We start from the raw sequence: 12,390 nt of genomic DNA, 5'->3' as shown, positions 1-12,390 counted from the left end.
AAATTTCTTGGCTCAAAGTCCAAGTCCGTTAAAACGGACTGAGTAAGTTTTTTAGGAGGCACTGCGTTGGGCGGGTTTCCCGACTTGTTCGCATGATTGCGTCTCCCCTTGGGAGATAGCATGTGCCGTTCCGTTTTAACGGACTTGGTTTATTAGCCCAGAACTTAAGTTCTGGGCGTACTCAGCCTGAGGTACAAGATCTGAGTATAGCAATCCTGTTAAGGTGTAAGTACAAAATGAGCGATGCTATATTTTCCCGACTCGCCCCTTTTATCCAAGAATATATTTACAGTCATAACTGGACTGAATTAAGACCAGTTCAAATTGAAGCTTGTAAAGTTATCTTTAACACTGATGCTCATTTGCTCGTTGCTGCTGGTACTGCTTCGGGGAAAACAGAAGCGGCATTTTTACCTGTTTTGACTTTATTATATGAAAACCCTTCTGCTACAATTGGTGCACTGTATATTGGTCCTATTAAGGCTTTAATTAATGATCAATTTGAACGTTTAAATGATTTGTTGAAAGAGGCGGATATCCCCGTTTGGTATTGGCATGGTGATGTTAGTCAAAGTCATAAAACTAAACTTCTTAAGAATCCTAAAGGTATTCTGCAAATTACGCCAGAATCTTTAGAAAGTTTATTAATTAATAAACATCATGAGTTAGCGCGTTTGTTTGGTGACTTACGGTTTGTGATCATTGATGAAATTCATGCATTTATGGGTTCGGAACGAGGTTGTCAGATTCTTTGTCAATTGGCACGGTTGGCAAGATTGACGCAAAGAGAACCTCGAAGAATTGGTTTGTCGGCGACTTTGGGTGATTACTCGATGGCTGAGGAGTGGTTATGTTCTGGGACTGATAAGTTGGTGGTTACTCCGAAGATTGAGGGAGGAAAGCGTCAAATTAAACTTGCTGTTGAGCATTTTGTTCTGTCTGAAACGAACCGCCAAGTCGCCAAGGACGCAGAGAGAAGAAAAGAGAAGAGAGAAGAAGACGTAAGTGTATATGATAGATATCTTTTTAATTTGAGTAAGTCTCGGAAGTGTCTGATTTTTGCGAATAATAAGTCGCAAACGGAATCTGTGATTTCATCTTTGCGTCAAATTGCTGCTGAAGATGGGTATCCAGATATTTATCATGTGCATCATGGTAGTATTTCTGCGAGTTTGCGTCAAGCGGCTGAAGCTGCTATGCGTGAACCAAATTATCCTGCGGTGACTGCTGCGACGTTGACTTTAGAGTTGGGTATTGATATTGGTTATTTGGAGAGAGTTATTCAGTTGGAATCGCCTCTTTCTGTTGCTAGTTTTTTACAGCGGTTGGGACGTACTGGAAGAAGAGGTGAAGCTGCTGATATCCGGTTTGTTTGTGCTGAGGAGAAAGTACATGCAGAAGCATCTTTACCGGAACAAGTTCCTTGGCAACTTTTGCAATGTATTGCAGTTATTCAACTTTATTTAGAGGAACGGTGGATTGAACCAATTAAACCTCTTAGATATCCGTTGAGTTTGTTATACCATCAGACAATGAGTGTTTTAGTAGCAATGGGAGAAGTTTCTCCTGCTGCTCTTGCTAAAGAGGTTTTAAGTCTACCAAGTTTTGCTGCTATTTCTCAAGAAAATTTTAAGTTATTATTGCGCTATCTCATTGATATTGATCATCTTCATTTAACTGAGCAAGGTAAACTCATCGTTGGATTGGCTGGGGAGAAGGTGGTAGGTAAGTTTCAGTTTTATGCTGTTTTTCCTGATAATCAAGAATATGTGGTTAAGCAAGGAACAACAGAAATTGGTAGTATCACAATGCCGTCTCCGGTTGGACATCTATTTGCTTTGGCAGGGAAAACTTGGGAAGTTGTAGATGTTGATTTTAAAAGAAAGATTATTTTAGTTAAGCAGGTAGATGGTAAGGCTAGTATTTTTTGGCGGGGTGGTAGTGGTACGATTCATACAAGAATTTTGCAACGAATGCGACAAGTGTTGTTTGAGGATATCGAGTACAGCTACTTACAAGAGAATGCTTTGAAACGTTTGCATTCAGCTCGTGAATTAGCAAGAGATGCTGGACTCGATAAACGTAATATTTTGCAATTAGAAAAGGGAAAGTGCTGCATTTTTCCTTGGATGGGAACTGTCGCTTACCATACTTTGGAAAAATTGCTGAACTGTTTTTGCCGCGAGTCGTTGGAAATTAGCAGTATAAGTGGCGACAATCCTTATTTTTTGACACTTAAATTAGCTCATAAAAAAATCGAATCTCTTTATTCTGAAATTGTTTCCTTATGTGAGCAAAGAATAAATAATCAGGATTTAGTGAGTGAAATGGATGCTCCACAAATTCAAAAGTATGATGAGTTTATTCCTTATCCACTTTTACGAAAAGCGTTTGCCAGCAATCATTTAGATATGTTGGAACTGAGGCAACAAGTCGCTCTTTGGCAAGGATATGATAATTCGTATTGATTCTTTTGTTAAGATAAAAAATATTATCATAAATCTTCAAATCACCATCTTCTCTAATAAAATAGTGCATTAAGTGTAGATTGGGTTTCGCATTGCTCAACCCGACTCCTTAGAAACTGCAATTAGATCTACAGACAATCTCTTCCTGCTTTTGACCAGCACCGTAAAATGTGATGCTGTGAACGGTACCACCAAGCCCAAATAAACCCTGTCTAGTCAAATCAATATGGACTTGGAGTAGCTGAGTAGCTTCGCCGTTGATTTTTGTAAAAGCCGATATTTGACACTCTTGACTTTTTAATCGGGTAGACCGAATTGTAATAGGTTTGGAAATTCCTCGTGCTTTGAAGCCGTTCACTTCCATGACTACTTCGTTACCTGAGACTGATTGGCTAGCAATACCGAAAGCTGGAACCTCCATAGCAAGCAAACGCTCTAACCGACCACTTTCGAGCTTCCAGTAGGGGTACACAGGTTTAGAAGTTTTCAGAGAGCAGTCTGCATTAGTCTGCACACCATAATGCACCTGGTTACCGTTGTCGCTCTTGGTAATGAAGAAAATACTATTGAGGCTTGTAGCATAGGAAGGGGTGGTTGAAAGAAGTAACAGTGCGATCGCCCGCAAGGGCTTGGCTCCCTGCTGGAGCATCGCACCACCTACAAAGGAAAGATTTGTTAGCTTCTTTGATAGCTCAGACATAAATTTCAGCATTGAAAAATTTAAAAAATTATAGAAAAGATTATCCTCAGGGTAAATAGTTAAAGGTTAGTAGTAAAAACTTTAGTCCTAAAAGCAGAAAGAAATTCCTTACTAAGAACTAGATTATGATAATTTTAGTATCCTGCTTTTTTTAGCATTCCATAAATAACAGTGACGTTACGTAAAATATTTACTTGTTCCTCTCTAGTCAAATGACTCGAAGGAGATATCAGAAGATTCATAAAGGATGTGTCTTCCAGCAACACACTTACCCCTCTGTCGATATAAGCTTCACGTTGTGAGTCATTTTCGAAATCCACTCCAGTGGTATCAAGTTTAGAGCCGTTTAAAGTCAACATTCCGTTAACTGTTAATCGGTTACAATTATCATTTTTTGGTTTAACTGTAACGTACTTTTTGCAAACGCTATTGGAAATTTGGGCTAAAACTCGCGGCTCCGAAATCTTTTTTTGTGCATTCATAGGAGACAAATTCGGAGAAGGTAAATAAGGAGGAGGCGAATTAGGAGAAGGTAAAGCCACTGGTGAGGAGTTGGATCTTGATGACGCTCTTGAGTTACCGCCAATTGCTGCTTGCCATCCTCCAATTGTTCGATTACGCGAATTGTGAGTAATGTCAATGCCAAAATCCAGATACGCATACGCACCAATTGATCCCAAGAGAATTGTCTCTATCACATCATCGCTAAATACCACTCGCGCACTTCTAATACTTTGAGTAACAGAAGCATCCCTTACAAGAATAGGAGAAGTTCTGTTGATGAAAACCGTCAGATCTCTATCTGATTGTAAATTTAAACCTGTCGGACGATATTTAGCTGCCCTAAGAGATGCAACAACTTTGTGAACAATTTCTGAGCAGCGAATACCCACAATCTTAATATATGTGGGATTATTGCGCACAAATGCTGGAGCTTTCTTCTGACAATGATCAGCCGCATTAAGAGCAGCATCACCGACTGAAGTAATTCGCGATTGTGCTCTTACCTGAGAAGGAAAAAAAGTGGCAGAGGTCACTAAAATCGGAGCTAAAATCAAACCGATTCTACTTAAATTCATAATCCTTTTTTGTTTAAAGATACTCATGTTGCGCTGGAGAAATATCAGGTATAGGGAACGAGTGAGATGGAAAAGTTATTAGTCTCACTCCCATAGCGCCGTTCTAATTATTGTTCTGGTCTAATTGCCATAGAATGATCCTCCAGGACCAGATCCGTATATGGGCCCAATTGGTGCAGTAGATGGGGGAGCGGAGTTATAGCTTGGTGTTGAGGGGTTTTGTATATAGTAATATTCTTGTGTTTGTTGTGATGACGCTCCTGAGTTTCCCCCCATTGCTGCCCCCAATACTCCAAGCATTAGTAACATCTGTTTCGCTTGTTGTTCCTGTCTAGCTCGTTTCTGAGCAATATATTGCTTTTGTTGCTCTGGAGTAAGACTTTCAAAGTATCTTCGTTCTTGCTCACGTCTAGCTGCTGCTGCTGCTGCACGTTCTTGTTTTCGTTGTCTATAAAAATTTAAACGTTCCTGTCTTTGCCTAGCTCTTTGTGTGTTGCGTATCTCGCGGTCTACTGTATTGATTTCTTGGGTGATAGAGCGGAAGGTCTGAGCCACCTGGATTGTTTTTGCTACATTGGGTAAAGATTGACTCGATAGGGATTGATCTGTTGAGGGATTGATCGATTGACTTGCGGCTAAACACGGAGAAATGCTAGAGAGTGAAAATAAAGCAAGACTGGATAACCCAACAATGAATTTCATAGGACTGTATTCCTTATAGTGGTAGCTTTTGGTAACTGAGATAATCGATGTTTGTAGATAGAATTGCAGAATGGAAGCTTACAGCAGCAGGCATTCTGACTTACCTTTGCAATTTCGTATCCCTCGCAATATAGATACGTACGATAGTCACCCCGTGCTGCACAATACTCAAAAAATTCTGCTTGAGCTTTATACCAGAACAACTAAAATAGCGATGGCTTCTCTTCGAGACGCTCCGCGAACGCCAACGCCAAGGAGGATCGCACTACAGCTTCAATCTAGATACGTACGATAGTCACCCTGTGCTGCACAATACTCAAAAAACTTTGCTTGAGCCTGATACCAGACTCACTAAAATGACGATGGGCTTTCGTCCCGCCTTCGGCAGAGCTAAGCGCCAGAGGCGCACGCTACGCGAACGCTTAACGCACTACAGCTTCAATCTAGATACGTACGACGATAGTCACCCCGTGCTGCACAACACTTAAAAAATTTTGCTTGAGCCTGATACCAGACTCACTAAAATAGCGATGGGCTTTCGCCTCGCCTTCGGCGATTGCCTAGCCCCTAAAAGGGGCGCTGCGCAAACGGCAGAGCTAAGCGCCAGAGGCGCACGCTACGCGAACGCTTAACGCACTACTGGCTTAATCTAGATACGTACTATAGTCACCCTGTACTGCAAAACACTCAACCAATTTTGCATGAGCTTTATTTTACCAGACTAACTGTAAATTATCTGAACTGTAATTAGTCTATTTCTTGAACATCCTGTAGCACTGCATTAAGGAGATGAGAGGGCTGCTATCGGCAAGAATTACACCAATCCAATCAGGATAGCGATCGCACCCAGTACTGAGTGACTGACGATAATACTATATAAATTGCGATACTTTGCGTAGTGACAGCCCCAGAACAGACCAAGGATAAATGTGGACAGCAGCGTAGGTACATCTCGATAGATGAGATGAACAAAACTGTAGAGTAATGTCGAGAGCAGAATCTGTACCCAAATCGCCAACTTTGCTCTAGAAAAAATCCCGAATAAAAAGCCGCGATATAAAAACTCTTGTACAGGAGAAGATACACCAACAAAGAAAAGATAGAAAGTCCATTTGTATGCAGAGTTGTCGATGCGTGGCCCTTGCATAATATAGTAAATGAACATGAGCAAAGCAGAAGCCAATGTTGGTAGGGCGATCGCTTTGAGAGAACTTCCCAGGTGTCGTTTCGTAAATCCCAGTTCTAAAGCAGAGAATCGGTACAGTTGCGCGATCGCAAAAATAGCTATAGCAGCCAAGATGAGGACATAAAATCGCGCCCGAAAAGGAACTAATCCCAAATCAATCAGTATAATCGGCAAAATGTATGCCAAGCCTACAATCAGCATTACTTTCTGCTGTTCTTTGCTGACTAATTTACCTTCCATATTCACTCGTCTCCAACGCCATGATCAATCAACCGCACGAACAGGAAGAAAAATAAAACAGCAAAGAAAAGGCTACTTGCAAACCAAGGAGTCAGCGGATTGGTACTATTCATTCCAAATAGGTGATCAATGAGATAAACTCCAAACCAGCTACCTAGAAGCGTCAAAATGAAACTACCTAACAAGAATGACAATAAAATAGGCTGATATTTTTTGGTGGCACTTCTGTAGATGCTGCTAACAGTTGCTGAAAATATGATGGCAATAATTGCATAAAGAAGAACATTGAGTCCAGCTAAAGTACCTTTCAACTCAGGTGAAAATAACAGGCTTTTGGTATGCTCTATGCTGTAGCTTTGAAAGGGCACCCACAACAGAATACCTAGTTCACAGATGATGACATATGTCAAGTATTTATTCTTGTTAAATATGGAATCTGGTACAAACCAAATCGTCGCCACAAGCGCCAAAATCTGGACACCACAAGAAATAATGGCAATAAAGGTGAAGGCGTAAAACCATCGACTAATTGAAAAGGGTTGAGTATTTTGTCGCCAAACATCATAAGCGGTAGCAATCCGCAAAAGTCCTTGAAATCCTGCGATGTTATCCAATGTATGAAGACGTTTAATGACTGGCTCTAACTCTGATTTTTTCAGTGTCAAATTCCCGTCAACATCGAAAATCTGACGGGTATTAAAAATTTCTTGGGGAATGTTCTGAATATCTGCTGCTGAAGTTTGCCACTTTAAGTAGAGTTGGGGAAGTTGCTGTGCATAAATTGTCGTCGTCGCATCGGATTTGAACTCCATTAACATGATGCGATCGCCCGTAAGCTCAAAGAACAGCCCCCCCGATACGAGAAAAATAGTTAAGAGTGTCAAAAATACAAACGGGCGTGTCTTGACGCGAATCATGCAATGTGCTCTGTAAGCCGCAAACAGAGGCATCCAGAGAAACAGGGAAGGATAGACTACCAGGTGAGGGTAGAGTCCTGCGTAAAGTGTCAAGGTTTCCCAACCCTGAAACTCGCTGAATATCCCTATGGGTAGGCAAACTAGCACAGCGATCGCAATCATGCCCAATACCATCTCCCAGCGCCAAGATAACCTCCTCTCGGAAAACAAACGATTCCATGTCAGTTCTTTCGCCAGAGGATTAGCAACAATTACAGGTAGCCAACTTTTGCCCGGTTCAAATTTCTTTTGTAACTGCTGTCGTGCTGCATTCATCGATGCAAATAAAGAGCTATCTTTGACAAAAGCTTCCAGAAAATGCCTCAATAATTCTCTAGCGACTGAGGACTCAACCATTTCGCGCATCACAATACAGTAGGGTAGAGATAGCTCGGTTAGTTGGTTTGCCAGTCCTAAACCATCACAAGAATTAAAGATTGCCAGTTGCAATTTTTTCTGAATCGTACCTTCGAGTAAATCTCTCAGTTCAGTGATTTCGATAATTCCTTGTGCGCCATCGGCTGAGTTAATTTGAATGCGCCCAATTCGTCCGTCGCGATCGCTTTCACTATGTCCGGCAAAAAAGAAAATCTGCCAGCCTTGAGAGTCTTTTAACTTTTGTTCTAACTCTTGGCGCGTAGGTTGTCTGAGGATATGAGGTTCTCCACCATGCTGTCTCAGGCTTTTGATAAAATCCTCTTCTTCTGCAAAACCAAGCTTTTCGTCACCAAACACTACAAGTATGCGTGCAGTTGCTTTCAGTTGTGGTGTTTGCTTCTGAGTCAGCCGCTTAAAATTTGTGGCACTAATTGCCACTTCTACACCTCTGCTAGTATACGCTGCCAAGGTATCCCACTCTTGCCAAGGCAGTCCCCGCAGTTGTCGGTCTTCTGTCTGTACAATAATTTGGATTTCATCCTTTTGTGTAATTTTCTTCCTAAATTTTTCTAAAACCCGACTGACACGCTGATCTGATTGTCCATTCTCATCGATCCAGCCATCCCTACCCAACCATTTGTTTAATTCGGTTTTCAAGGAATTTGCTAGTTCTGTGAGATTGACTACTCCTGAAATCAGCTTGTCACGATTTTTTGCTACCTTACGATTACCTTGAAGACCAATATAATACTGCCATTCTTTGAACTTATCTTCGAGAGGTTTTGGTAGAGGAGAGAGAAAGGAAACGAGTTCTTCAATTTGTCCTTCTTGATCGTAGATGGCAAGGGTGACAGGCAGAACTTCAGAATGGTTAAGTTGTACTCGTCCGCCAATTTTAAAGGAGATTTTAAATGCCATTGCAACTTTTTTTAGGCGATAAAGTATTCTCTAATGAAAATTTCTCCTATCCGCAACTCTACCCAGAACTCCTCACCTGAAGATAATTCCAGAGGGATAGAAATCAAATCAGCCGCCTCATTGACTGTTTCGGTATAAATATCAGATTCGTCTGGCACACTGACCTGCATTCCTCTAGGCAGAGAACCATTTTTACATTGGACATTAACTCTGACAAAAATCAATTTGTCGTTGTTCTGGGAAACAGAAAGTTGCATTTCAAATACTTGCCCTGCCAACTGGAGCTTTTTCTTGCAGGTTGCACTCCTGAGATCGCGCATTGAGGGTTCCCAGTCCGCCTCATAAATGTTATTCAACCAGTTTCTTAAGTAAGTAATTTTTTTTTCTGCAAATTCTCGCGTCAGGTCATTTGTCTGGACTATTTCAGTCAGTGAATCAGTAAGTGAAGATGTTTCTTGTTGCGCTAAGTAATCGATTAGATCATCCATAGACTGTAAATCAGCGATCGCGAAGCGGGCGCTCTGCGCCATCGCCACTTCTGTATCTGTGGTTTCGGGATGAAAAGCAGGCACAAACCCAATTAATGTCGCTTCTTTTTCTGAACTAGCAATTTCTACAAATAAATAGCCGATGTGATTGCTCAAACTTGCCGGTGGTAGAATCACAGTATCCTGTCCTGTAGCAAGTACACAACACTCCAAATTGCCTAATCCAGGAAGTTCTAGCTCGCTCACTTCACTCCATAGACGCCGGATAGCATTCCATCTTTCTGGTTGAATAACATTAGTCTCAAAACCGAGCAAACGAAAATACGCATCAGCAACGAGTACAGCTAGAGTCTTAAAATAGACTCTTTCTTGGGCATCTTGCGTGAAATACTGCGACGCATAAGCTCTGGCTTGTCGGCGAAACGATGCAGTCACTGGGAAGGGAATGGCTAGTTCTCGTAAGACATTTAGCTTATCGCTCATAATTATCTTCTCCAAACAGCCTCTGATTTATATCTAACCACTCTTGGAGTAAGGGTTCACATTTTCTGCACCAATGAGAAGAGATTACACCACGTGTCGAGCCAACTTCCGCAGCAATTTCCTGCCATTCTTTACCAACGACGAGTCTCAAATGGGCAAGCAATTGACAGTTTGCTTTTGGGTTAGTTGCTATGTGGCAAGCCTGAAGAAGATTCTCAGGATCGTCTTTGATCCATTGGACAAATGATTCCCAAGTATCAAGCAGTAAGTTAGCATCTATTCCAGAAGGAACTAGATCTAAGGGGTCGAGTTCAACCTCATCACTTTGCCATACAGATTGTCTGTGAGAGCGATCGCGTTTAGCCGCGCGAATTTCATCCCTGTACTGATTGCGAAGACAGGTGTTAAACCAAGCCAAAAATGAACCTCGACTTGGATCATATTTGTCGCAAAGTGTTTTGCTCACATTAAACATGGTTTTATATAGAGCTTCTTCGTAGAGATCATTCCCTTCGCTCCCAGTACGCCTTGATTTAAGGAGAACTCGGAGCAAAGAATTGATGGCTTTACTACGCTGTGGGCTGGTTGGTGGGTGACTGCAAGCTTCTTGAATAAGCGATTGCAGGTAGAGGTTTAGCTCGTCCATAAACTTATGACATAGTTCTAGCAGTGTCACTAAGCAGACGATAAACTCTACTACTATCTGTTACGAAGAGTAATGGCATCGTTCTGCAAAAAGATTTAGTAAATCGCAAACTTTTTCTCAAAGGTTTTCTTTTATGAGAGTTTACGTCTAATTTGGTTGCAAAAGTCGTTTTTCAAGAGTAAAAAGCTATTTTGACAACCAAAACTCCAGAAAGCACACTGATAAGCGTTATAAATGAAAATCTAAAAATCTATTTCTAAAATCAATCTAAATGAAGGCAACAATTAGGTTAAATAGCCAAAAATAAAAATGACAATAGATAAGCAAATTCCCTGTTTTTCGCTCAAATTCGTATCTTGGAGCCAATTAGCCCTCCAAATTAATTTTTCTTTGTTTCAATTAAAATGAAAAGCCATTGAATCCAAAATTTTGACTCACCATATTTTTGTTTATTTACGTTTGATCAAAATTAATTCTTTTTTTAAACTTAACAGTAAAAGAATACACATATATTGCCAGCTAATAAAGTGAAATTTTTGTAAAATCTATGTAAAAAGTTAGTAAATTTGCTCTTGTATAACGTGGCGGAAATAAACAGACCATTTGAAAGAGCTAAAAAGCCCATTCCATAATACTTTTGACTTTTGACTTCCGCCTTGCGGTACTAGCGTCCTTATCAAGTCCCCCGCGCATTTCTTTATGGAAATATATAGCGAATTTTTTGCAAAATAGTCTGAAAATGATTAGTGTCTGTGCATTGCAGATAATAATCCAGCACAACCCATGACTCCTGAAGGCTGGACACAATTTGAAGCGACTTTCTTAAATTCATCAAACAGCTTCCTCTTTCGTTTGCGAACCTTGGGGGTAATGTCTTCTATCTACCTGGACAAAATTGCCTAATCTTTATAGCAAATGAAGGGCTGATTCGATAAATTATTTAATAGTGATAGGAGTAACTAAATTTTTGTAGTAAATATCACTTTTGTTACACTTGATTAATCTTGAATGCTGCTTCTTTGATTTTACTACAGATGTCCACCCAAGCTCCATCTTGCTCTGCCTCACTCAACCTACTTAGAGGATTCTTGGGATCGTGCGCTGCTTGATACTTTTCAATTGCTGTTTCTTTGTAACTGCTAAAACGCAACGGTATCCAAATAATCGTAAGTCCTTTGGCTTGAGCTGTATTTAGGAGTGGAGGTAACTCATCATCAGCAATGAAATCTGATGCTAAAAAGTCAGGGCTAACCATCAACACAGCTACTTTTGCTGCTGCGATCGCTTCTTCGATTTCTTGTCGCCACTCAGCACCCGGTTGGATTTTGGTATCATCCCACACCGCGAGTTTTTGATTGCGAATCATGGGTTTTAGGTGTTTCTGGAGTATGGTAAACCATTGTTGGTCTTGATGGCTATAGCTTATGAAGACTTGATTTCTGATTATGGGTTCTGGCATAAATGATTGCTGAGATTCATTTTTCTTCTGTTCTAATTCCCGTTGCAACTCTGCTCCCGAGGTTTGCTGCATAACATCGTCAATCAATTTTCGGACATCAACCATTTGAAAGCTTTTCTGACATTGGATTTGGTTCTGACGAGCATCTAGGAACCTGTGCAGCACGTCCAAAAGGTAGGAATAAGGCGTCTGACTTCCTTGACAGCTAGAGCAATTGCAGGGAACAAGAGTTTGATACTGCAAACGCTCGAAAGACTTATGAATTTTTTCGAGTTCGTGGGTGACAACTGCTAGTAGTTCTTTCTTGCGGTTTCCGGCAACACGGATTTTAATTTGCTTTTGATTATAGTTTTCAATAACTTCAGCACGCGTTTGGTCTTTATCAAGAACAACCCCACTTCTCCAGACAAGTTTTTGTTGTTCAATCCAAAAGTGTGTCTCAACGATGAAGCGGGTGAGGATACCTTTGGGCATGAAATCATACTCGTAGCGCAAAATTAGATTATTGCTGTCGTCCCAAGTGTAATCGGGTTGGTTAACCGAAAGCAGTTGAGGTGCAATATAAGTGCCAGGACGACTTGGTATTTGGTAGCACAGTTTGAACCGCATCATCAACTGCAGCAGTTCATCTCGCATCTGCGCATATTCGCCATCTTTCCAAATATCGGCAAGATTGTCCTGGGTAAA

At 40.9% G+C, this 12,390-nt stretch carries 9 protein-coding genes; 1 reads left to right on the top strand and 8 read right to left on the bottom strand.

From position 1 onward, the window contains the following. Positions 1 to 236 precede the first annotated feature (236 nt). Complete coding sequence (locus tag AC5590_RS07410) at positions 237 to 2,468, top strand: DEAD/DEAH box helicase (RefSeq protein ID WP_169268404.1); 2,232 nt, start codon at positions 237 to 239, stop codon at positions 2,466 to 2,468. A 109-nt stretch (positions 2,469 to 2,577) separates the two neighbouring features. Here the strand turns inward: AC5590_RS07410 and AC5590_RS07405 are convergent, their stop codons facing one another. The 8 genes from AC5590_RS07405 to AC5590_RS07370 form a co-directional block, all read right to left on the bottom strand. Continuing rightward, positions 2,578 to 3,168: a DUF4833 domain-containing protein gene (locus AC5590_RS07405; protein ID WP_169268403.1), complete on the bottom strand. Its 591-nt coding sequence runs from the start codon at positions 3,166 to 3,168 to the stop codon at positions 2,578 to 2,580. Positions 3,169 to 3,302: 134 nt separating this feature from the next. Then, complete coding sequence (locus AC5590_RS07400) at positions 3,303 to 4,274, bottom strand: hypothetical protein (protein ID WP_169268402.1); 972 nt, start codon at positions 4,272 to 4,274, stop codon at positions 3,303 to 3,305. A gap of 93 nt (positions 4,275 to 4,367) precedes the next feature. Then, positions 4,368 to 4,949: a hypothetical protein gene (locus AC5590_RS07395; protein WP_169268401.1), complete on the bottom strand. Its 582-nt coding sequence runs from the start codon at positions 4,947 to 4,949 to the stop codon at positions 4,368 to 4,370. An 814-nt stretch (positions 4,950 to 5,763) separates the two neighbouring features. Next, complete coding sequence (locus AC5590_RS07390; protein ID WP_169268400.1) at positions 5,764 to 6,375, bottom strand: CPBP family intramembrane glutamic endopeptidase; 612 nt, start codon at positions 6,373 to 6,375, stop codon at positions 5,764 to 5,766. A 2-nt stretch (positions 6,376 to 6,377) separates the two neighbouring features. Beyond that, a complete protein-coding gene (locus AC5590_RS07385) occupies positions 6,378 to 8,627 on the bottom strand; it encodes a CHAT domain-containing protein (protein ID WP_169268399.1) in 2,250 nt (749 codons plus the stop codon). Positions 8,628 to 8,638: 11 nt separating this feature from the next. Beyond that, positions 8,639 to 9,598, bottom strand: a complete 960-nt coding sequence (locus AC5590_RS07380; protein ID WP_169268398.1) for a DUF1822 family protein — start codon at positions 9,596 to 9,598, stop codon at positions 8,639 to 8,641. Continuing rightward, the gene (locus AC5590_RS07375; RefSeq protein ID WP_169268397.1) at positions 9,588 to 10,244 is read right to left on the bottom strand and encodes a sigma factor; all 657 of its coding nucleotides are present in this window, start codon (positions 10,242 to 10,244) and stop codon (positions 9,588 to 9,590) included. Before AC5590_RS07375 ends, AC5590_RS07380 begins: the two co-directional genes overlap by 11 nt. A 988-nt stretch (positions 10,245 to 11,232) precedes the next feature. Beyond that, the coding region (locus AC5590_RS07370) for a TIR domain-containing protein (protein WP_169268396.1) at positions 11,233 to 12,390 on the bottom strand (1,158 nt) is incomplete at its 5' end.

This window comes from Brasilonema octagenarum UFV-OR1 (assembly GCF_963888615.1).
GTDB lineage: Bacteria > Cyanobacteriota > Cyanobacteriia > Cyanobacteriales > Nostocaceae > Brasilonema > Brasilonema sennae.
The sequence above is the reverse complement of the archived record's forward strand: the minus strand, read 5'-3'. Positions and strand labels throughout refer to the sequence as shown.